The following is a 22,225-nucleotide window of genomic DNA, read 5'->3' on the forward strand; positions in this document are numbered from 1 at the left end:
TGAAAAGCTACGTCCAGAAGGCGCTGCTCGGCGCTGGCGCGATGCGTTGGCGCACCTCTCAAAGCGCGCAATTGCAGTCGTGCGTTTCAGGCTCGGGACTTTATGAACAGTATATGGACACGCATGCTGAGGGTGTTTTCCCGCTCGTCCGGCGTTTGGCGAACCGGTCAGTTCTCCAAACCCCGCTTCGAATATGAGCCGATATTGCGCTCGGAGCTGTTCAGCGCCGATCAGATGGCCACTCACGGCATCGCTCTTGCCGGACAACATCGCCTGACGGCGTTGTCCGCCCGGGACCCGATGTTGCGCAGGCTCGATGACAACGAGCGACTGCTCAAGCGCAGTTGTGCGGCGCTGGCCGATGCCCAAATGTCCAGCCGTCGAGTGACGCCGGCAGCGGAGTGGTTGCTGGACAACTACTTTCTGGTCGAGGAAAACATTCGCACCGCCCGATCACACCTGCCCAAAGGCTACAGCCGCGAATTGCCACGCCTGGTCAACGGCCCTTCCGCCGGCCTGCCCCGCGTCTATGACATCGCGCTGGAAACCATCTCCCATGGCGACGGTCGGGTCGACGAACAAAGCCTGAGCCGCTTCATCTTTTCCTATCAGACCGTGATGCCCCTGGCACTGGGGGAACTGTGGGCGATACCGATCATGTTGCGTCTGGCGTTGATCGAGAACCTGCGGCGAGTGGCCTCGCGGGTCATGGCCAACGCCGATGACCGCAATCTGGCCGATGACTGGGCCGAGCGCCTGATCGAGACCTCGGAGCGCGACATCAAGAATGTGGTGTTGACCGTCGCCGACATGGCCCGCTCCGCACCGCCGATCACTGCCGCCTTTGTCGCCGAATTCACCCGTCGCCTGCAGGGTCAGAGCGCGGCCCTGGCCCTGCCGTTGAACTGGATCGAGCAGATGCTCAGTGAAAGCGGCTCGAGCATCGAGCGCCAGGTGCAGCTCGATGCGCAACAACAGGCAGCGGACCAGGTGTCCATCAGCAACAGCATCGGCAGCCTGCGGCTCCTGTCCGCGACCGACTGGCGCGAGTTCGTCGAGTCGATGAGTCATGTCGACCGGATCCTCAGGGAAGACCCGGCGGGCGTTTATCAGGCGATGGATTTCAGTACGCGCGACAGCTATCGGCATGTGGTCGAGCGCCTCGCCCGACGAAGCCCCTGGCACTCGGAAATCCAGGTCGCCCAAGCCACGATCGATCTCGCCATCGCCGCAACGGCCACCGTGTCCTGCCCGGTGCTGGCCCGTCACGTCGGGTATTACCTGATCAGCGCAGGCCTGCCGGCGCTGGAGCGCCGACTCGAGGCCCGGGTGCCGTTCCATGAGCGCTGGAATCGCCTGCTGCAGCGCTCGCCGCTGGTTTTCTACCTGTCACCGGTGGCCTTGCTGACGTTCGTTCTCGCCTGGCCCCTGCTGGCCTCTGCACAGCGCGATGGCATGTCGGCGGCAGCCCTGCTGATGCTGGCGGTTCCCTGCCTGATCATGACCAGTCGCCTGGCGATCGGTCTGATCAATTGGTTGGTGACGTTCAGCCTGGTGCCGGCCGTGTTGCCGAAAATGGATTACGCCAACGGCATTCCCGATGACGCGACGAGCCTGGTGGTGATCCCGACGCTGATCGCCAGCCCGGCCGATGTGGACGAACTGGTGGAGGGTCTGGAAGTACGCTTCCTCGCCAACCGCGACCGCAACCTGTATTTCGCCTTGCTCAGCGACTTCCTGGACGCCGCGCAGGCGAACGAGCCCGAGGACGCCGGGCTGCTCGACCAGGCCAGCCGTGCTGTCAGCCAGCTCAACCAGAAGTATGCGGACGGGTTGCACGACCGCTTCTTTCTGCTGCACCGGCCACGGCGCTGGAACGCCAGTGAGCGGGTGTGGATGGGCCACGAGCGCAAACGCGGCAAGCTGATCGAGCTCAACGACCTGTTACGCGGCCGGGGGCAGGACCGTTTCGATGCCATTGTCGGAGACATCACCCCGTTGCGCGCCGTGCGCTATGTCATCACCCTGGACACCGACACCCTGCTGCCCCGCGATGTCGCCCGCCAGTGCGTGGCGGCGATGATGCACCCTCTGAATCGCCCGTTGTTCGATGCCACCGGCGAGCAGATCGTCTCCGGCTACGCGGTGTTGCAACCGCGCGTGGGCATCAGCCTGACCAGCGCCACGCGCTCGATCTACGCCCGACTGTTCGGCAGCGATGCCGGGGTCGATCCCTACACGCGGGCAGTGTCGGACGTTTACCAGGACCTGTTCCAGCAAGGCTCGTTCATCGGCAAGGGCATCTACGACGTGGATGCGTTCACCTGCGCGCTGGACGGTTGCCTGCCGGATAACCAGATCCTCAGCCACGACCTGATCGAAGGCTGCTATGCCCGGTCCGGGTTGCTCAGCGACGTGCAACTGTACGAGCAATACCCGTCGCGCTTCGGTGCCGATGTCAAACGACGGCATCGCTGGATTCGCGGCGACTGGCAGTTGCTGCCGTGGACATTGCCCTGGGTGCGCAACGCCGAGGGCCACTGGATCCATAACCGGCTGAGCGTCATGGCGCGCTGGAAGATCCTCGACAACCTGCGCCGCAGCCTGGAGCCGCTGGCGCTGTTGCTGATGCTGTCATGGGGGTGGTTTGCCAGCACGGCGCCGCTCCACTGGACGCTCACCGTCATCGGCCTGCTGTTCATCCAACCTTTGCTGCGGGTGGTGACCGACCTGATACAGCCTCCCGACGATGTGCCCTATGGGCAATACGTGCGAGCGCAACTGGGCGATCTGGGCCAGGACCTGGCCAGGGCTTGCCTGGCACTGGCCTGGCTGCCGTTCGAAATGTTCTACAGCGTCGATGCGCTCTTGCGTTCGCTCTGGCGAATCGGCTTCAGCCGGCGCCGGCTGTTGCAATGGCAGCCTTCGCGCGAGGTCGAGCGCAGCACGGAAAACCGGCTTTCCGGGCTCTACCGGCAGATGTGGGTCCAGCCGCTCTCGGCGCTGGTGTCCCTGGCCCTGCTGGCGCACGACCCACAGACCCTGGCCATCGCCAGCCCCCTGCTGCTGGCATGGTTGGCCGGCCCCTGGATCGCCTGGCGACTCAGTTCGCCGCCCCGACAATCGGTGTTCGCCCCGTCGACGGAGGACTTGCGCTTCCTGCGCCTGTTGGCGCGCAGAACCTGGGCGTTTTTCGATCACTACGTGGGACCGCAGGATCATTGGTTGCCACCGGACAACGTGCAGGAAGAACCCAGGCCCGCCATTGCCCATCGCACCTCGCCCACCAACATGGGCATGTCCCTGCTCGCCCACCTGGCCGCTCACGATTTCGCTTACCTGAGCACCGAACGACTGCTGACGCGCCTGGGTGCCTCGCTGGACAGCATGGACGGCCTGGAACGGTATCGGCAGCACTTCTACAACTGGTATGACACGCAGACCCTCGAACCGTTGAAACCGCATTACGTCTCCACGGTCGACAGCGGCAACCTGGCGGGTCTGCTGCTGACCCTGAGCGCCGGCCTTGCGCAGCTTGCCGACGCGCCCATGTTCGGCCCTGCGGTGATCAGGGGCCTGCGCGACACCCTGGAGATCCTTGGCGAAACCCAGCGTGCCGCGGGCGTGGATGAAACCGCCTGCAATGACGTGCGAAAACGGCTGGATGAGGCCCCGCCATCGTTAACCCGCGAGGCGCTGGCAGACCTGCTGCACGCGGCACGCATCAGCGTCGCGGACACTCCTGGCGGCCTAGATGAAGAGAGCGTTTACTGGCGCGAGGTGTTCGACCGCCAATGCATCGACTGGAGCGAAGAGTTGCAGCGCTATCGACTCCCTGCGCCCTTGCCCGGCACCCCGTCGGTACATGGCAGCTTGCGTCAACTGGCAGGCCTGAACCCGGCCGGCTGGGCAGCGGAGCATCACCCTCGACTCGAGCAGGTGCGCGCCGTCGCCGCCGCGCGCCTGCTGACCCTGGAGCGCCTGGCCCTGTTGTCGACGTCACTGGCGCAGATGGATTTCTCGCTGCTGTACGACAATCAGCGGGACCTGTTCGTCATCGGCTACAACGCCGAAGACCGCAGGCTCGACAGCGGTTACTACGACCTGCTGGCCTCCGAAGTGCGGCTGACCAATTACGTGGTCATCGCCCAGGGACAAATCCCCCAGCGTGCCTGGTTCACCCTGGGCAGGCTGTTGGGGGAAAACGCCGGGGTGCCGACGTTGCTGTCCTGGTCGGGCTCGATGTTCGAATACCTGATGCCGATGCTGGTGATGCCCAACTACGACGGCAGCCTGCTGGACCAGACGTGCCGCGCCGCCGTGGCGGTACAGATCGAACACGGCAACCTGCTGGGCATTCCCTGGGGCGTTTCGGAGTCGGGTTATTACACCCTCGACGCCCACTTCAATTATCAATACCGCGCTTTCGGAGTTCAGGCCCTGGGACTCCAGCGCGGTCTGAGCAATGACGTGGTCATCGCACCTTACGCCAGCGTCCTGGCGTTGATGGTCGACGCCGATGCCGCCTGCAAGAACCTGCAACGACTCGCCCTGCAAGGTTGCGCGGGACGTTTCGGTCTGTATGAGGCGGTGGACTACACCGAGGCCCGACTGCCCCGCGGCCAGCCCCACGTCGTGGTCCGCTCCTTCATGGCGCACCACCAGGGCATGAGCCTGCTGGCCTTGACCAGCCGCTTGCTCGATCAGCCCATGCAACGCCGCTTCGCCGCCGATCCGGCGCTGCAATCGGCCCTGCTGCTGTTGCAGGAACGAGTGCCGAAATCCGCCGCTCCGTACCTGCAGACCGCCCAGTCGCCCGCGCTTGGTGATGGTGGGCTGGGCCAGGACGCCGGGCTCCGGGTGTTCGCTGACCCGGGCCGCAAACGCCCTGCCGTGCAGTTGCTTTCCAATGGTCGCTACCACGTCATGCTGACCAGCGGTGGCGGTGGTTACAGCCGCCGCCACGACATGGCCGTCACCCGTTGGCAGGAAGACATTTCCCAGGATAACTGGGGGATGTTCTGCTATCTGCGCGATGTGCAGTCCAATGCCGTATGGTCGGCCGCGCATCAGCCAACGTTGCGCCAGCCCGAAAGCCACGAGGCGATCTTCAGCGACTCCCGGGCAGAGTTTCGCGCACGCAACCTGGATTTCGACACGCACATGGAGATTGTCGTCTCGCCTGAAGACGATATCGAACTGCGCCGCCTGCACGTCACCAACCGGGCGTCATCGGCCAAGACCCTGGAAATCACCACCTATGCCGAAGTGGTGCTGACGTCCCCGGCCAGCGATGCCATGCACCCGGCGTTCAGCAAACTGTTCGTGCAAACCGAACTGCTGCCGGCACTCCAGGCCATCGTGTGCAGCCGCCGTCCCAGGGCGAGCGACGAATCGACGCCGTGGATGTGCCATTTACTGGCGGCACACGGCGTGGACATCGACGCGATCTCGTACGAAACCGATCGCGCCCGGTTCGTTGGTCGTGGACGCAACCTGGTATCACCCGCCGCCCTGGATGCCGACTGCCCGCACTTGTCTGGCAGTGCCGGCCCGGTACTGGACCCGGTGGTCGCGATTCGCTGCAGGATTACCCTGCAACCCGGCCAGCAGGCGACCATCGACCTGGTCACCGGCGTCGCCGATAACCGTGACGACTGCGTCTACCTGATCAACAAATACCGCGACCGCCACCTCGCCGACCGGGTGTTCGACCTGTCCTGGACCCACAGCCAGGTGCTGCTGCGCCAGCTCAACATCTCGCTCGCCGACGCCCGCCTGTTCGAACAGATGGCGTCGTCGCTGCTGTATGCGAACGCCTCGATGCGCGCCGATAACACCGTACTGACCGCCAATCGGCGCAATCAGTCGGGCCTCTGGGGCCAGGCGATCTCCGGTGACCTGCCCATTGTCCTGCTGAAAATCCAGAGCCTGGACAACATCGCGATGGTGCGACAGCTGATTCAGGCTCATGCCTACTGGCGGCAAAAAGGCCTGGTGGTCGACCTGTTGATCTGGAACGAAGACCAGGCCGGTTACCGTCAACAACTGCAGGACGCGATCATGGGGCTGATCACCTCCGGCAGTGAGGCCACGTTGCTGGATCGTCCGGGCGGCATCTTCGTGCGTGCGGTGCAACAGCTGTCGAACGAAGATCGCGTGCTGGTGCTCTCGGTGGCCAGGCTGGTCTTGAACGAAGGTTCCGGCAGCCTGGCCGAACAGATTCATCGTCGCAAAGTGTCGCCGGTACATGCGCCATTCGTGGCAACACGGCACTACCAGGCAAGGCCGACCCTGTCCGTGCCCAAGCCTTCGGCGCTGCTGCTGGGCAACGCGTATGGCGGTTTCAGTGCCGATGGCAGCGAATACATCATCAGCGGGCTGGCGGCCAATCCGACACCGGCGCCCTGGGTCAATGTGATTGCCAACGCTCAATTCGGCACGGTCATCTCGGAAACCGGCAGCGCCTACACCTGGGCCGAAAACGCCCATGAGTTTCGCCTGACGCCCTGGCACAACGACCCGGTCACCGATCGCGGCGGCGAAGCCATTTACCTGCGGGATGAAGAGACCGGGCACTTCTGGTCTGCCGCCCCACAACCCTGCCCCGGAACAGGCCCCTACCAGACCCGTCACGGTTTCGGTTACAGCGTGTTCGAACATGAAGAAGACGGAATTGTCAGCGAACTGTGGATCTATGTGGCACTGGATGCACCGATCAAATTCATGCGCCTGTTGCTGAGCAACCGCTCGGGGCGCAGCCGAACGCTGTCGGTCACCGGTTATGTGGAATGGGTGCTGGGCGATCTGCGCAGCAAGTCGGCGATGCATGTGGTCACGCAATCGGATCCGGCCACCGGCGCCCTCTTCGCCCGCAACGCCTACTCGGTGGAATTTTCCGAGCGGGTGGCGTTCTTCGATACCGACACGGTCGATCACGGGGTCAGCGGTGACCGTACGGAATTCGTGGGTCGCGGCGGCACCCTGGCCTCGCCGGAAGCGATGCGGCACGCCGGGTTGTCCGGGCGCCTGGGGGGCGGCCTGGACCCTTGTGCCGCCCTGCAAGTGGCGGTCGATCTCGCCGATGGCGAGAGCAAGGAAGTCATCCTGCGCCTGGGCGCGGCCGCCTCGAGCGACGCCGCCAGCCAGCAGGTGCAGCGCCATCGGGGCAGCCTGGTCGCCGCCGAGCAGTTGCACAAGGTGCGGGAGCACTGGCGCTCGTTGCTCGGGGCGATCCATATCGAAACCGCCGCGCCCGAGGTGGATGTCATGGTCAACGGCTGGCTGATGTATCAGGTCATTGCCTGCCGGTTCCAGGCCCGCAGCGGCTACTACCAGTCCGGTGGTGCCATCGGCTTCCGCGATCAGCTACAGGACAGCATGGCCATGATCCACGCCGATCCGGCGACCGTGCGCGCGCATCTGCTGCTGTGCGCCGCTCATCAGTATCTGGAGGGAGACGTGCAGCACTGGTGGCACCCGCCGATGAATCGAGGGGTTCGCACCGCCTGTTCCGATGACTTCCTGTGGCTGGTGGCCGCCACCAACCGCTATGTCGAAATGACCGCAGACGCGGCGGTGCTCGACGTGCCTGTCGGGTATCTGGAAGGACGCCCATTGACGGGTGGCGAAGAATCCTACTATGACCTGCCGGTGGTTTCGCCCCAGCAGGAGTCGCTGTACCGGCACTGCGTACGTGCCATCGAGCACAGCCTGCAGCGCGGTCGCCACGGGTTGCCGCTGATGGGCTCCGGCGATTGGAACGACGGCATGAATCGTGTCGGCCATCTGGGTGAAGGTGAAAGCGTGTGGCTGGGTTTCTTCGGCTATCAGGTGTTGACACAATTTGCGGTGACCGCTCGCCTGCACGGCGATCACGCCTTCGCCAGGCGCTGCAGCGACAGCGCAGAGGCACTGCAACGCAACCTTGAACAGAGTGCCTGGGACGGCGCCTGGTATCGTCGTGCCTGGTTCGACGACGGTCAGTTGCTCGGTTCGGCGAGCAACGCGGAGTGTCGTATCGACTCGATTGCCCAGAGCTGGTCGGTGCTTTCCGGAGCCGGCTCCACTGTCCGCCAGGCCAAGGCGATGCAGGCACTGGATGAGCATCTGATCAAGCGAGACATCCGCGCCGTGCTGCTGCTTGACCCACCGTTCGACAAGGGCGCTCTGGACCCGGGCTACATCAAGGGCTATGTGCCAGGCGTGCGCGAGAATGGCGGCCAGTACACCCATGCTGCCGTTTGGGCGGGCATGGCGTTCGCGCAATTGGGCGATGCCGCCAAGGCGTGGGAGGTGCTGAACCTGATCAACCCGGCGGCCCTTGCCAACGTTGCGCGAATAGACACCTACAAGGTCGAACCCTATGTCATGGCCGCCGATGTCTACGGCGCGCCTCCCCATGCCGGGCGCGGTGGCTGGACCTGGTACACCGGTTCGGCGGGGTGGATGTACCGGCTGATAGTGGAGTCACTGCTGGGTGTCCAACGCAGCGGTCGCACGCTGAGCCTCGAACCGTTGATACCCGTCGACTGGCCGGGTTTCAAACTGCATTACCGCTTCGGCAACACGCTTTACCACTTCGATGTGCATCAGGGCAGTTCGCCCCTCACCTCGATGACCCTCGACGGCCAGCCGTTGAGCGGCACGACGCTGACGCTCGAAGACGACGGCCTGGAGCGCTGGGTTCGGGTGGACTGCCGCGCCCGGTCGCCCAGGCCCCAAGCGCTGGAGTATGCGCAGGCCGTCGATGAGTAGGCATTGATCACCGCCCGTGGCGTGCATGGGTGTACCCTGACCCGGTACCCCCCCTCCGCCACGGTGCCCCACCCATGTCCGCTTCACACCAGCCAAGCCACAATCACCTGCTCGCGGCGCTGCCCGCCGACGATCTCCAGCGCCTGGTCCCGCACCTGGAGCAGGTCAGCCTGGGACTGGGCGATGTGCTGTATGAACCGGGGGATACCCTGCGGCATGTTTACTTCCCCACCGATGCCATCGTTTCGCTGCTGCACGTCACGGAAAACGGCTCGTCGGCGGAAATCGCCGTGGTCGGGAACGAAGGTTTGATCGGCATCGCCCTGTTCATGGGGGGCGAAAGCACCTCAAGTCGGGCGGTGGTACAGAGCGCCGGCGTCGCATTCCGCCTGCCGGGGCAAAAACTCAAGAAAGAGTTCAACCGCCACGGCGATCTGCTCCTGCTGATGCTGCGCTACACCCAGGCCCTGATCACCCAGATGTCGCAGACCGCCCTGTGCAACCGCCATCACTCGATCGATCAGCAATTGTGCCGCTGGCTGCTGCTGTCGCTGGATCGCTTGCCTGGCAATCGCCTGAACATGACCCAGGAACTGATCGCCAACATGCTCGGCGTACGCCGCGAAGGCGTCACCGAAGCGGCCGGCAAACTGCAGCGCCAGGGCGTCATCGAATACAGCCGTGGGCAGATCACGGTGCTGGACCGGACCCGCCTGGAACGGCTGAGTTGCGAGTGCTACCTGGTGGTCAAGACCGAGACCGACCGGCTGCTGCAGCACAGCCGCCGTCACGACGATTGAAACCGCTCGGCCACTCGACGCCGGGTCAAAACGCCTGGTGAGTCGGCCGCAGCACGATTTCGTTCACGTCCACGTCGTCGGGCTGCTCGATTGCGAAGGCGATGGCGCGCGCCACCGAAGCAGCCGGGATCGCCTTTTTGTAGAAGTCGAGCACGGTGTCCCTGGCCGTCCCGGAGGTACTGTGCTTGAGGTCGCTGTCCACCGCACCGGGCGCGATGGAGGTCACGCGGACCTTGTCGCCCACTTCCTGGCGCAGGCCTTCGGAAATGGCGCTGACGGCGAACTTGGTCCCTGAGTACACGGTGCCGCCGGGGGCAAAGACTTTCACCCCGGCCACCGAACTCAGGTTGATGATGTGCCCGCTGTCCTGCGCGAGGAACCGGGGCAGCGCCGCCGCAATGCCGTACAGCGTGCCCTTGAGGTTGACGTCGATCATCGCGTCCCACTCATCGGTGTTGACCTCCGACATGGGGCGAATCGGCATCAACCCGGCGTTGTTGATGAGCACGTCGAGCCTGCCGAAATCCGTCACCACGGCAGCGACCACGGCCTCGACCTGGCGTTTGTCGGTGACGTCGAGGGTGTAGGCCTTGGCGTCACCCCCCTGGGCAGCGATCTCGGCCACCACCGCCTCCAGTTTGTCGGCCCGACGCGCGGCCACCGCGACTCTGGCGCCGCGTGCCGCCAGCAGCCGGGCCACTTCGGCACCGATACCGGTACTGCCGCCGGTGATCAAAACGACTTTGCCTTCGATACCTTTACTCATGACAACACCTCACATCTGGAAGGGGAATATGTCGGGTAATCCGTGAACCCTTGCTCATCGCCGCCATACAGGCCGGTGGCGTTCAGGGCATTCAGCGGCCAGCCATTGGCGATGCGCCGGGGCAAATCGGGGTTGGCGATAAAGGGCCGCCCGAATGCAACCAGATCAGCCAGGCCCGCCTCGACCAGGCGCGCCGCGCGGTCTGCGGTGTACAAGCCGGCGTAGATGATCCGGCCGCTGAAGGTGCTTCTCACCTCGCGACGAAATGTCTCGGGCAGGTCCGGCGCATTCGCCCAGTCGGCTTCGGCAATCGACAGGTAACCGATGCCTGCCTGCTCGAGCACCTTGATGGCTTCGATGTAGGTCTGGTGCGGGTCCTCCTCGACGAAGCCGATGTACACGCGGTCCTCATCGGTGCTGGTGAACAGCGGCGCGAAGCGCACCCCGACGCGTTCAGGCCCGACCACCGCGCCGACCGCCTGCACCACTTCGCGCAGGAAACGCAGGCGGTTGTGCAGCGAGCCACCGTACTCATCGGTGCGCTGGTTGGCGTGGGCCGAGATGAACTGGTTGACCAGGTAACCATTGGCCGAGTGGATCTCGACGCCATCGAAGCCGGCGCTCAAGGCATTGCGCGCGGCCTGGACGTAGAGTTCCACCAGCGCCTCGATCTCGGCGACGCTCAGCGCCCGCGGCAGGGAAGGCTCGACCAGAGTGCCCGTGCCCGGGCCGGTTTCGATAAAGGCCTTGGCCTTTTGCGCCTGGATCGCCGACGGCGCGATGGGCGCGGCGTTGTCCGGTTGCAGAGCATTGTGGGACACCCGGCCGACGTGCCAGAGCTGGGCAAAGATCACCCCGCCTTCAGCGTGCACGGCATCGGTCACCGTGCGCCAGCCCTCGATCTGCGCCTGGCTGTAGATGCCTGGCGTCCAGGCGTAACCCTTGCCACGGGGTTCGATCTGGGTGCCCTCGCTGATGATCAGGCCGGCACTGGCGCGTTGCTGGTAATACCGGGCCATGAGGGGCGTTGGGATGTCACCGGGCTGAGCGCTGCGTTGGCGCGTGAGCGGCGGCATGACGATGCGGTTCTTCAGCGTGATGGCGCCCAACGAGGTGGGCTCGAACAGCGAGCGATGTTGCATGATTGATTCCTTGTTGCGTCAGTCTGTCGGGTCGGCTTGCAAACCGCCGGGGTGGAGGCAGCGGCAGACGCCGGAGCGTTTGCCGCCAATGGCAGGCTCAGGCGTGGTTCAGCACGTCGATCAGGACCTTCGCCGCTTCGCTGGACGAACCCGGGTTCTGGCCAGTGATCAGCAGGCCGTCGCGAACCACGTAGGACGCCCAGTCCGGACCTTTGGAATACAGGCCGCCGTTGGCCTTGAGCATGTCCTCGACCAGGAACGGCACCACGTTGGTCAGGCCGACCGCCTCTTCTTCGGAGTTGGTGAAACCGGCCACTTTCTTGCCCTGGACCAGGGGAGTGCCGTCAGGCTTTTTCACGTGGCGCAACACGCCCGGCGCATGGCACACCAGGGCGGCGGGCTTGCCGGCGGCCAGGAACGATTCGATCAAGCGGATCGAGACCGGGTCTTCTGCCAGATCCCACAGCGGACCGTGGCCACCTGGGTAGAAGACGGCATCGAAATCGGCAGGCGAGACACTGTCCAGGCGCACGGTGCTGGCAAGCAACGCGGTAGCGTCGGCGTCGGCTTCGAAACGGCGGGTCAGGTCAGTCTGGAAGGACGGCTCGTTGCTCTTGGGATCGAGCGGTGGCTGACCACCGGCGGGCGAAGCCAGGACGATCTCGGCCTTGGCGTCCAGGAAGGCGTAGTAAGGCGCCGCCAGTTCTTCGAGCCAGAAACCGGTTTTGCGGTCAGTGCTGCCCAGGGTGTCGTGGGAGGTCAGTACCATGAGAATTTTCATGTTGATGTTCCTGATTCGGATTGGGTGTGGAATGAGAAAATTAGACCAGTCGTCTAGTTCGCAGGCAAATAAAAAGAGGCGTTCGCTGCCTCGATGATCAGGTCCGCCTTGTGCGATGTGTTCATCGTTTTACCCCGCTGCGATGCCTTCAATGTGTGAGTACCTTAATGCCCGATTAGACCAGTCGTCTAGTAAATTTTTGAAATTTCTTCCACGTTCGTTGTTTCGACGGTTCAGGAAGAAGGCGCAGGTCGTCATCAGCCGGCGCAAGGCAGGCGTTCAGGCAGTGTTTGATTGCCGCTGACGGGCCCGGGAGGGTAACCGCGAGGTGAGCGGCTCTACACCGCCCTGCCCCGTGGCTCAGGAAAGATCGAGAATCTGACGAGTCGTCGACATCGCCGTCTCGAAGGGCTGGACACTCTTGGTGATCTTGACCATGACACTGGCGCCGACCCACAACTGGTAGAGGCTCTGCGCCAACGCATGGGGCGCAGCCTCGCACGTCAGCGAGCCTTCGGCGACCCCGGTTTCGATCGCCTGCGCCAGGCGGTCGGTGACACCCGACGTCCCTCGCTTGAGCACCGCGCGCATCGTCTCCGACAGGTCAGCCACCTCCACGCCGAGCTTCACCGCCAGGCATTTGCCCTGGCAGTCGTGGAACGACTGGGTTTGCTGCCAGATGTCCCAGTACTTCATCAGACGCTGGGCCATCGTCAGCCCGGGCAGCGCCAGGACCTCGTCGAGCTCGGCCAGGTAAGTCTCGAAATAGCTTTCCAGCATGGCCTCGCCAAAAGCGTCCTTTGAACCGAAGTAATGGTAAAAGGACCCCTTGGGCACACCGGCGGTGGCCAGGATTTCATTCAGGCCCACGGCGGAATACCCCTTGGCGGCCATGATTCGTTGGCCTACATCAAGGATTTCCTGGCGGACGTCGGTGGTTGCGCGTGTCTTTGGGCTGCTCATGCTCGGCATGTTATTCGTTACTAGACGATCAGTCTAGCCGGCGATATCCCGCCATCACGCGGTCGATGGATCCGATCGCAGATAGACCTGCCCTACCCTCCACGAACCTCATGCACCAGATCCACAAAGGCGCGCAGCGCTGCGGGCACATGACGGTGACCCGAGTAATAGAGGCAGAGGCCTGGCAAGTGGACGGCACAATCTTCGAGTACGGGAACAAGCGTGCCGCTGTCGATGTCGCTGGCCACATACCAGCGGGCCAGGTGTGCCAGTCCCCAGGAGGATCGGGCGGCTTCGCGCATCATCAATGGCGCATCCAGCACCAGCGAACCCGGCACATCGACCGAGATCGACCGGCCCCTGGACTTCAATTGCCAGGGCGATGGTTTGCCATTGGGCAGTCGCGCGCGGATGCAGGCATGGTGGGTCAGTTCGCTGATCCGGGTGGGTTGGGGATGCTGATCGAAATAGGCCGGCGACCCCACAATGACCATTGGCACATCGCTGGTCAGAGGCACGCGAATCATGTCTTTGGGCACCAGATGACTGGGCCGCAGGCCGGCATCGAACCCCTCGGCAACGATGTCCACCAGCTCGCCTTCGGTCACGATGTCCAGTGTCACCTGCGGATAGCGCCTGGAAAACTCGGACATGAACGGCTGCCAGCTCATCAGAGCAGCCCCCAGGGAGCTGTTGATCCGCAGGTTTCCGGAGGGCACCAGGCGCCGGTCATTCACCGTCGTCATGGCCTCTTCAATCTGTTTGACCGCCGGGGAAATCTGCTCGACGAACTGGCGCCCGGCATCGGTCAGCGCCACGCTGCGGGTGGTGCGATGAAAAAGTCGCGAGCCGAGGCGCGCCTCCAATCCCGCGATGGCGCTGCTCACCGCCGAGCTGGACATTCCCAGTTCCACGGCGGCTGCGCGGAAACTCTGGCGGCGAGCCACAGCCAGCACCACATGCAAATCAACGAGTCCGCTCTTGTGCATTGTCCTGATTTTCCGAATGGAACATGCGGTTTTACCCGCGTAGTCGAGACAATAGCCCAGCCCTAAACTGACGCTCAACCCCTTCGGGCTCAATCAGAGGAGCGTGTGATGCGTCAGTTCAACCAGGCCTACATCGATGGTCGTTTCGTGCCGGTCCACGGTGAAACCGTGGTGCACAGCGTCAACCCGGCGACCGAACAGGTCATCGCCACCGCCATCTTGGCCAATCGCGACGACGCCAAGGCTGCAATCAGCGCCGCCAACCGAGCGCAACGATCTTTGGGGCAAACCGGCAAATCCGAACGCATCGAGATGCTCAGGCAACTGCAAGCCGCCGTGCTCGCCCACGCCGATGACATCCGGGACGTCACCATCGAGGAGTACGGAGCCCCGGCCTCGCGTGCGCAGTGGGTCAGCCAATACGCCTCGCAGTGCTTTGCCCGGACCGCCGACATCCTGCAAACCTATGACTTCACCCGACGCCTGGGCGACGCCGTGGTGCAGCAGGTGCCGGTCGGCGTCTCAGCCCTGATCGCGCCGTGGAACAGCGTTGCCGGCACTATCTGCAACAAACTGGCATCGGCCCTCGGAGCCGGCTGCGCCTCGGTGATCAAACCCAGTGAACTCAGCCCGCTGCAAACCCAGGTGACGGCCCGGGCGCTGCATGCGGCAGGTTTGCCTGATGGCTGCTTCAACCTGCTGCTCGGGCGTGGAGAGGATGTCGGTGATGAGCTGAGTACCAGCGTCGACGTGGCCAAAATTTCCTTCACCGGTTCAACCCGGACCGGCAAGCTGATTGCGCGTGCCGCGGTAGAAACGATGAAGCGGGTCAGCCTGGGCCTGACCGGCAAATCGGCGACGATCGTGCTCGACGATGCGGATTTTTCGGTGGTCGTCCCCCAGGCGTTGGCCGTGGCGTTCATGAACAATGGCCAGGCGTGCATTGCCGGCACTCGGTTGCTCGTCCCACGGCGGCGCCTGGAGGAAGTGGTGCGGTTGGTACGTGCACAGTTGGCGACGCTGCCCGTCGGTGACCCGCGTGACGCGGCAACCGTGCTGGGCCCTCTCGCCAGCCGTGAGCAGTACGAACGTATCCAGCGTTACATTCGCCGTGGCCTCGAACAGGGTGCGACACTGATCGCCGGTGGCGAGGGACGCCCCGAAGGATTGCACCGTGGCTATTTCGTCAAACCGACGGTCTTCGCTCATGTACGCAACGACATGGACATTGCCCGGGAAGAAATTTTCGGGCCCGTGCTGTCGATCCTGACGTTCGAAACGGACGCCGAGGCGGTGTCGATGGCCAACGATTCGATCTACGGGTTGCAGGCCTATGTGTTCTCGGCGGACGTCCATCGCGCTCAGCAGATTGCCCAGCGGCTCGAAGCCGGTGGAGTCCTGATCAACCGGACCACGATCGACCCCTGCGCGCCGTTCGGCGGCTTCAAGCAATCGGGTATCGGCCGGGAAAACGGTGTGTCTGGCCTTGAAGCGTTTCTGGAAACCAAGGCGCTGGTCACCGGTTGAAGGGTTACGACGCCGCCTGCCATCAAATGCCATTAGTCAGGACGCGAGATAAGGGATAGCCTCGTCAAAACCATGCGAAGCGCCCCCTCATGTCAGACACAAGCTTTTCCCCCGATATTGAAGCCATCCGCAGCATCGATGCAGTGCCCGTGATCCTGAGCATGGTCAAGCACCTCACGGGCATGCGCTTCGCGGCGGTCGCCAGGGTCACCGAGCAAAACTGGGTCGCCTGCGCCGTCGACGACGCCATCGATTTTGGCTTGAAACCGGGTGGTGAGCTGGTGCTCGAGTCGACGATCTGTCACGAGATCCGGCAGCACAAAAAGCCTGTCATTTTCGGCCACGCCAGCTCGCATCCGCTGTTTTCGCTTCATCACACGCCCAGGATCTACGGACTGGAAAGCTACATCTCCATCCCGATCATCAAGGCCAATGGCGAGTTTTTCGGAACACTGTGTGCCATCGACTCCGTTCCAGCCAACCTGGATGAGCCCGCCATCGCGCAAACGCTCACCCTCTTTGCCCAGTTGATCGCAATGAGCCTGGACGCTCAAAGTCATTTGCAGGCAACGAAAGCCGAGTTGAGCAGCGCCACCGAACTGGGCAGGCTGCGCGAGCAATTCATTGCGGTCCTGGGACATGACTTGCGAACACCGCTGAGCGCCATCCGCATGAGTGCTGACCTGCTGGAAACCAAAACCGAAGACAAACGCTCACTGAACCTGATCTCAGCGATCCGCAAAAGCTCCACGCGCATGGGCGTATTGATCGAGAACGTCCTGGATTTCGCCAGTGGACGCCTGGGTCGCGGCATTCCAGTGCGGCGCAAGCAGGTGGATGACCTGGAGTCCACGATCCGATTGACCGTCGAAGAAGTGCTGAACGCCCATCCGCACTCAGAAATCATTCAGACACTGGACGTGCCGCCAGGTGTCTATTGCGACCCGCTGCGCGTCAGCCAGCTGCTGTCGAACCTGCTCATCAATGCGGTCACTCATGGTTCCAAGTCGAAGCCCATCCTCCTGGAGGCCTATTCGGAGAATGATGAGATTGTCCTGTCGCTGACCAACCAGGGGCCCGTCATTCCCCCTCAACTCATGCCGCTTCTGTTCGAACCCTTCTCCCGTTCGCAAGCGGGCCAGCGCGGTGAAGGATTGGGGCTTGGGCTCTACATCGCCGCACAGATCGCGACCGCCCACAATGGCACGTTGAGTGTTTCTTCGACCGTCGAGTCGGGAACGAACTTTGTCGCAAGATTCCCCACTCACTTCAGATGAGCATGAAAATGCCCCTTGCCCGGGTCGGCAGCCGTAGTCGAAAACCGTCGGTTATCGCGGCCAGCGCCATACTGGATCGGCAAGATGCTCGGCAAAAAAATCCGAAAGGACCCTGATTTTCACCGGGCGGGTGCGCGCCGACGGGGTCACGAAATACAGGCCTCCGCGGGTCATGCTCCACTCGGGCAGGATGCGCTCCAAACGACCGTCCGCCAGGTACTCACTGGCCATGAACTCGGGTAGTTCAGCGATTGCCAGCCCCTCCAGCAGCACCGGAATCATCGCATCGGAGTTGGTCACCCGCAGTGGCCCGTTGGGCACCACGTCTTCTTCGACGCCACTCTGGTGGGTGAACCGCCACACCTGAGTGCGAGCGCGGTAGGCATAACTCAGGCACGACCGATTTGCCAGGTCCCGCGGATGTTCCGGTCGGCCGTGTTGTTCCAGGTAACCCGCAGACGCCACCAGAAACTGCGTAACGGAACAGATTCGCCGGGCCACCAACGATGAGTCCGGCAGCGCGGCAATTCTCAGGGCCGCGTCGAAACCGTCGGCAATCAGATCCACCGAGGCGTCGGACAAATGCAGGTCGACCGACAACTCGGGGTACAACCGCAGCAGCTTGGGCATCAGCGGCGCCACCCAGCGCAGGCCAAAAGACATCGGAATGGCCAGGCGCACCTGGCCGCGCGGTTGTACGGAGAGGTCCTGGGCTTCGCTTTCGACCTCTTCGGCCTGGCGATAAAGGTCGCTGGCCTTGGCCGCCATGCTCAGGCCGAACTCGGTCAGCGAGAGCTGGCGTGAGGTGCGGTTGAACAATCGGCCGCCCAATCGCTCTTCCAACCGTGCCACCGCCCGCGACACCGTGGGCACCGACACGCCCATGATCCTCGCGGCGGCCGCGAACGAACCCTCCTCCGCGACCTTGGCGAACATCGCCAAGCCTTCAAAATCCGGCAACTTGCTCATTTCATTTCTGCAACGATGAATTGCGGACAATTCTATTTTGAAATCATCTGATCGTCGATACGCTTCTCCCACACCTCACCTACACACCTCTCTGGAGAACGATCAATGAACGGCAAACTCAATGGCAAAATTGCGCTGGTCACCGGCGGCACCACCGGCATCGGCCTGGCCACAGCCAAGCGCTTCGCCGAAGAAGGCGCGCACGTCTACATCACCGGCCGGCGCCAGGCCGAACTCGACGCCGCAGTCGCCCGGGTCGGCAATGCCACCGGCGTGCAAGTGGACTCCACCCGGCTCGACCAACTCGATGCGCTCTATGAAAAAATCCGCGCCGAGCGTGGCCACATCGACGTGCTGTTCGCCAATGCCGGCGGCGGCTCGATGGTGCCCATGGGCGAAATCACCGAGCAGCACTTCGACGATACCTTCGACCGCAACGTCAAAGGCGTGCTGTTCACCGTGCAGAAAGCCCTGCCGCTGCTGGCGAACAACGCCTCGGTGATTCTCACCGGCTCGACCGCAGGCAGCTCCGGCACGGCGGCGTTCAGCGTGTACTCGGCGTCCAAGGCCGCCGTCCGCTCGTTCGCCCGCAACTGGATCCTGGATCTGAAGGATCGCAATGTGCGCATCAACACCATCAGCCCCGGCGCCACCCGCACCCCGGGTCTCGTGGACCTGGCCGGGCCGGACTCGGCTCAACAGCAAGGGCTGCTCGATTACCTCGCTTCGCAGATTCCGATGGGGCGTGTCGGTGAACCGGGGGAGATCGCCAGCGCCGCACTGTTCCTGGCTTCCAGTGATGCCAGCTTCGTCAACGGTATCGAGTTGTTCGTCGACGGCGGGCAGGCGCAGATCTGATCCGTCCCGGTCGCGGCAGCCCACTGAGCTGCCGCGATCACCCTTGGCTCAGACTGCGCGACTGCCGACAGCCGCCAGCAGCCGTGCCAAGGCCTCGGACTCCACCGCCCCCTCATCATTGCCCGCACTGAAGACCGCACAGGTCGCGATACCCTCATCCGCGCCAAGCCGATACACCGCGATGACGCTGCCAGGCCCACCGCCGGTATGTCCGACCAGCCCGTGCCCATCGTTCGTCTCGCCGATCATCAGACCCAGACCATAACCGGGCGTGGCCCAGGGCCTTCCCGGAATGGGGCCGCCGAGCACGATGGCGTCCTGCATGTCATCGAGCAGCGCGGCTGGAAGAATCTGCCCGGACAACACTCGATCCAGCAATTGGGCAGCCTCGCCAAGCGGGCCTGCCAACAAACCGTGATACACCCAGCCGGGGTGATAGGAGGCCATCGATGGGGGATAGAGGCCGGCCAGCTCCTCTCGCGTTTTTACCAGCCGAACCGCTTTCAGACCCAGGGGCGCATACACCCGTTGGGTCAGCGCCGCCTGCAGATCCTGCCCGGTTATCCGTTCGATCAGCCTGGCCACCAGCATGTAGCCCACGTTGGAGTATCGCCAGGCCGTTCCCGGCGCGTAACGCAGCCGGGTGCCGTCCAGGCGCTGCATCATTTCGGCGGCAGGCCAGGGTGTGCGATTTTGCGCTACCGCTGCGTGGTAGTCCTTGAGCTCGGAGTAGTCCGCCAGCCGGCCTGGTGTTTGAGCAATTGGCGAAGGGTGAACGGCCCCTCTTCCACGTGATCGTCGAGACCGACCCGCTCATCACGTACCAGCGACAACGCTGCCACCGCCAACACCGTTTTGGTGAAACTCCACCATGGGACGACCCGCTGAGTGTGGGGCGTTGGAAGTGGCTGGCCATTGACGGATACGGACCACAGCATTCGGGGATTCCCTGACGGCTCAAAACGTTACAGCGTGCGCTGCAGTTAAGGTGAGATGTACCACATCGGTCATTTTTTAGCTTTCCCCACTTCTGCGCAACGAAAAACCCTGACACAATAATTGGTAATGATTCTCATATGTATCATCATTACTAAAAATATCCAGGAGCCCAGTTGATGTCACACCCTACCCTGCCGCGTTACCTTCGCCCGTCCCGAGACTTGTTGGCCATGGCGATTTGCATGGCGACCCTGACCCCGGCAATGGCCGATGACAGCAGCGCGGCGCAGGAAAAGTCCCAGCCGACGACCCTGGAGTTGGGCGCGACCGAAATCACCAGCACCCAACTGGGCAGCACCACTGAGGGCACCTCTTCCTACACCACCGGCGCCATGTCGACCGCGACCAAGCTACCGTTGACCATGCGTGAGACCCCACAGGCGGTGACCGTGATCACCCGCCAGCGCATGGACGATCAGGCGATGACCAGCGTCAACGACGTGGTCAAGAATACCCCCGGCCTGTTCCTTTCCACCTCCGACGGCCCCGGTCGGCAGAAGTACTCGGCACGCGGTTTTGACATCGACAACCTGATGTACGACGGCATTCCCAGCGGCTACCAGGGTTGGTCGGTGGGCGTGCAGCCAAACCTGGCGATGTTCGACCGGGTAGAAATCGTGCGCGGCGCGACAGGGCTGGTGACGGGCGCCGGCAATCCCTCGGCCGCGATCAACCTGGTGCGCAAGCGCCCGCTGGCCGAGCAGAAAGTCACCCTCACCGGCGCCGCCGGGAGCTGGGACGACTATCGTGGCGAAGTCGACGCCTCCAGCCCGCTCAACGACAGCGGCACCCTGCGCGGCCGGGTGGTGACCTCTTACCGGGATTCCAACAGCTTCATCGATGACGTCGAGGAAAATCACGGCCTGTTCTATGCGATCACCGAAGCCGACCTGAGCGAGGACACCACCTTGACCTTGGGTTTCTCGCACCAGAAGGACAAGACCAACTACTTCTGGGGCTCATCGATGATCGGTCTTGATGGTCATCACCTTAACCTGCCTCGCTCCTACAACCCCGGTACGTCCTGGGAGAACAAGGATCAGGAGGTCCACACGGTCTTCGCCGAGATCCGTCACAACCTGGCCAACGACTGGAAGCTGCAGGTCAATGCCAACTACGCCGAGCAAAATGGCGTGTTCAGCGGCTCTTACCAGTCGCGCTGGAACAGCCCCACATTGGAGCGAACGGTCTGGCAGGCGACTTATGACGAGAATCAGACCGGGCTGGACGGCTTCCTCAGCGGTCCGTTCCAGGCATTTGGCCGCACCCATGAACTGGTCGTCGGCGCGAGCAAGCGCATCTATGACATGACCACTCAGAACTACGATCCCTACGACATGTTCTGGCCGATCACGGCAGGCAAGCCGAACTTCACACGCAGCGACCGCGTTCGCGAAATCACCACACAGGACGGCGTGTACGCCACCACCCGCCTGAGCCTGGCCGACCCGCTGAAGCTGATTCTCGGCGGGCGTCTTGACTGGTACGACTACGACAACCGTGATGCCGACGGTGATTACAAGGTCACCCGCAACGTCACCCGTTACGCCGGCCTGATCTATGACCTGGATGAGCATCACTCGGTCTATGCCAGCTACAGCGATATTTTCACGCCGCAAAGCGAGAAGGACGTCTCCGCGACGCCGGTCAAGCCGATCGTGGGCAAGAACTATGAAGTCGGCATCAAGGGTGAGTACTGGGGAGGTGCACTGAATGCGAGCCTGGCCGTATTCCGCGTCGATCAGGAAAACCGCGCGGTGCAAGTTTTCGTACCCAACTGCCCGCAGGCCGATTGCTACCAACCTTCGGGCGAGATTCGCAGCCAGGGCATCGACCTGGAACTGCAAGGCGCGCTGACCGAAAACTGGCAGCTCGGCGGTGGCTACACCTACGCCCGGGTGCACACACTCAAGGATGACGCCAACCCGCAGAACGAGAATCAGCGCTTCGACACCGACACTCCGGAACACCTGTTCAAACTGACCACCAGCTACCGCTTCCAGGGCCCGCTGGAAAAACTGCGCGTGGGCGGCAGCGTTTACTGGCAGAGCCGCATGTACAACGACATTGCCCTGGCCAATGGCGGCGAATACCGTCTGAAACAAGGCAGCTACGCGACGACGGACTTGATGGCCGGTTATCAGGTCAACCGCAACCTGGACCTGCAACTCAACGCCAACAACATCTTCGACCGCAACTATTACTCCTCGATCAGCACCTCCACCCAGTACGGTGGCGACAGCTACGGTACACCGCGCAACCTGATGCTGACCGCCAAATACAGCTTCTGATTGCTCACAAAAAAGCCCGGCTGATTAGGCCGGGCTTCTTGTTGGACGTTACGGCTCCGATCTTCATACAGCGCGGCGCTCGATCAGACGATCCGAACCACCTTCT

The 22,225-nt window shown here is 63.1% G+C and carries 12 protein-coding genes and 1 pseudogene; 6 read left to right on the forward strand and 7 right to left on the reverse strand.

Features of this window, described 5'->3' with window-relative positions; all coding sequences use genetic code 11:
* The first annotated feature begins 102 nt into the window (after window positions 1-102).
* Both QIW53_RS03295 and QIW53_RS03300 read left to right on the forward strand, forming a co-directional pair.
* Window positions 103-8,757: a GH36-type glycosyl hydrolase domain-containing protein gene (locus QIW53_RS03295; protein WP_371048261.1), complete on the forward strand. Its 8,655-nt coding sequence runs from the start codon at window positions 103-105 to the stop codon at window positions 8,755-8,757.
* A 74-nt stretch (window positions 8,758-8,831) separates the two neighbouring features.
* On the forward strand, window positions 8,832-9,557 hold the full coding sequence (locus tag QIW53_RS03300; RefSeq protein ID WP_201190202.1) for a Crp/Fnr family transcriptional regulator: 726 nt from the start codon (window positions 8,832-8,834) through the stop codon (window positions 9,555-9,557).
* A 25-nt stretch (window positions 9,558-9,582) separates the two neighbouring features.
* Here the strand turns inward: QIW53_RS03300 and QIW53_RS03305 are convergent, their stop codons facing one another.
* From QIW53_RS03305 to QIW53_RS03325, 5 genes are all read right to left on the reverse strand, one after another.
* Complete coding sequence (locus tag QIW53_RS03305; protein WP_201190204.1) at window positions 9,583-10,323, reverse strand: SDR family oxidoreductase; 741 nt, start codon at window positions 10,321-10,323, stop codon at window positions 9,583-9,585.
* A complete protein-coding gene (locus tag QIW53_RS03310) occupies window positions 10,320-11,465 on the reverse strand; it encodes an alkene reductase (RefSeq protein ID WP_371048262.1) in 1,146 nt (381 codons plus the stop codon). Before QIW53_RS03310 ends, QIW53_RS03305 begins: the two co-directional genes overlap by 4 nt.
* A gap of 97 nt (window positions 11,466-11,562) precedes the next feature.
* Complete coding sequence (locus QIW53_RS03315; protein WP_371048263.1) at window positions 11,563-12,246, reverse strand: type 1 glutamine amidotransferase domain-containing protein; 684 nt, start codon at window positions 12,244-12,246, stop codon at window positions 11,563-11,565.
* A gap of 360 nt (window positions 12,247-12,606) precedes the next feature.
* The gene (locus tag QIW53_RS03320; RefSeq protein WP_371048264.1) at window positions 12,607-13,209 is read right to left on the reverse strand and encodes a TetR/AcrR family transcriptional regulator; all 603 of its coding nucleotides are present in this window, start codon (window positions 13,207-13,209) and stop codon (window positions 12,607-12,609) included.
* Between the two features lie 92 nt (window positions 13,210-13,301).
* Window positions 13,302-14,198 carry a LysR family transcriptional regulator gene (locus tag QIW53_RS03325; protein WP_371048265.1) on the reverse strand — a complete coding sequence of 299 codons (897 nt, stop codon included), beginning with the start codon at window positions 14,196-14,198 and terminating at the stop codon, window positions 13,302-13,304.
* 108 nt (window positions 14,199-14,306) lie between these two features.
* On the opposite strand from QIW53_RS03325, the gene QIW53_RS03330 reads away from it, so the two are divergent.
* Window positions 14,307-15,725: an aldehyde dehydrogenase family protein gene (locus QIW53_RS03330; RefSeq protein ID WP_371048266.1), complete on the forward strand. Its 1,419-nt coding sequence runs from the start codon at window positions 14,307-14,309 to the stop codon at window positions 15,723-15,725.
* An 89-nt stretch (window positions 15,726-15,814) separates the two neighbouring features.
* Complete coding sequence (locus QIW53_RS03335; RefSeq protein WP_371048267.1) at window positions 15,815-17,002, forward strand: GAF domain-containing sensor histidine kinase; 1,188 nt, start codon at window positions 15,815-15,817, stop codon at window positions 17,000-17,002.
* 51 nt (window positions 17,003-17,053) lie between these two features.
* On the opposite strand, the gene QIW53_RS03340 is transcribed toward QIW53_RS03335, so the two are convergent.
* Window positions 17,054-17,971, reverse strand: a complete 918-nt coding sequence (locus QIW53_RS03340) for a LysR family transcriptional regulator (protein WP_371048268.1) — start codon at window positions 17,969-17,971, stop codon at window positions 17,054-17,056.
* A 105-nt stretch (window positions 17,972-18,076) separates the two neighbouring features.
* On the opposite strand from QIW53_RS03340, the gene QIW53_RS03345 reads away from it, so the two are divergent.
* On the forward strand, window positions 18,077-18,829 hold the full coding sequence (locus QIW53_RS03345) for an SDR family NAD(P)-dependent oxidoreductase (RefSeq protein ID WP_371048269.1): 753 nt from the start codon (window positions 18,077-18,079) through the stop codon (window positions 18,827-18,829).
* A gap of 48 nt (window positions 18,830-18,877) precedes the next feature.
* Here the strand turns inward: QIW53_RS03345 and QIW53_RS03350 are convergent.
* Window positions 18,878-19,767: pseudogene (locus tag QIW53_RS03350) on the reverse strand (serine hydrolase domain-containing protein).
* 177 nt (window positions 19,768-19,944) lie between these two features.
* On the opposite strand from QIW53_RS03350, the gene QIW53_RS03355 reads away from it, so the two are divergent.
* Window positions 19,945-22,119 (forward strand): TonB-dependent siderophore receptor, encoded by a 2,175-nt coding sequence (locus QIW53_RS03355; RefSeq protein WP_371048270.1) that lies wholly within the window; start codon window positions 19,945-19,947, stop codon window positions 22,117-22,119.
* Window positions 22,120-22,225 lie beyond the last annotated feature (106 nt).

It is taken from the genome of Pseudomonas fluorescens (assembly GCF_041354075.1).
Lineage (GTDB): Bacteria > Pseudomonadota > Gammaproteobacteria > Pseudomonadales > Pseudomonadaceae > Aquipseudomonas > Aquipseudomonas fluorescens_CE.

What these genes read in the sequence shown, in the direction of transcription:
- QIW53_RS03295 (WP_371048261.1), top strand. Translation starts at nt 103, where the DNA reads ATGAACAGTATATGGACACGCATGCTGAGGGTGTTTTCCCGCTCGTCC.
- QIW53_RS03300 (WP_201190202.1), top strand. Translation starts at nt 8,832, where the DNA reads ATGTCCGCTTCACACCAGCCAAGCCACAATCACCTGCTCGCGGCGCTG.
- QIW53_RS03305 (WP_201190204.1), bottom strand. Translation starts at nt 10,323, where the DNA reads ATGAGTAAAGGTATCGAAGGCAAAGTCGTTTTGATCACCGGCGGCAGT.
- QIW53_RS03310 (WP_371048262.1), bottom strand. Translation starts at nt 11,465, where the DNA reads ATGCAACATCGCTCGCTGTTCGAGCCCACCTCGTTGGGCGCCATCACG.
- QIW53_RS03315 (WP_371048263.1), bottom strand. Translation starts at nt 12,246, where the DNA reads ATGAAAATTCTCATGGTACTGACCTCCCACGACACCCTGGGCAGCACT.
- QIW53_RS03320 (WP_371048264.1), bottom strand. Translation starts at nt 13,209, where the DNA reads ATGAGCAGCCCAAAGACACGCGCAACCACCGACGTCCGCCAGGAAATC.
- QIW53_RS03325 (WP_371048265.1), bottom strand. Translation starts at nt 14,198, where the DNA reads ATGCACAAGAGCGGACTCGTTGATTTGCATGTGGTGCTGGCTGTGGCT.
- QIW53_RS03330 (WP_371048266.1), top strand. Translation starts at nt 14,307, where the DNA reads ATGCGTCAGTTCAACCAGGCCTACATCGATGGTCGTTTCGTGCCGGTC.
- QIW53_RS03335 (WP_371048267.1), top strand. Translation starts at nt 15,815, where the DNA reads ATGTCAGACACAAGCTTTTCCCCCGATATTGAAGCCATCCGCAGCATC.
- QIW53_RS03340 (WP_371048268.1), bottom strand. Translation starts at nt 17,971, where the DNA reads ATGAGCAAGTTGCCGGATTTTGAAGGCTTGGCGATGTTCGCCAAGGTC.
- QIW53_RS03345 (WP_371048269.1), top strand. Translation starts at nt 18,077, where the DNA reads ATGAACGGCAAACTCAATGGCAAAATTGCGCTGGTCACCGGCGGCACC.
- QIW53_RS03355 (WP_371048270.1), top strand. Translation starts at nt 19,945, where the DNA reads ATGTCACACCCTACCCTGCCGCGTTACCTTCGCCCGTCCCGAGACTTG.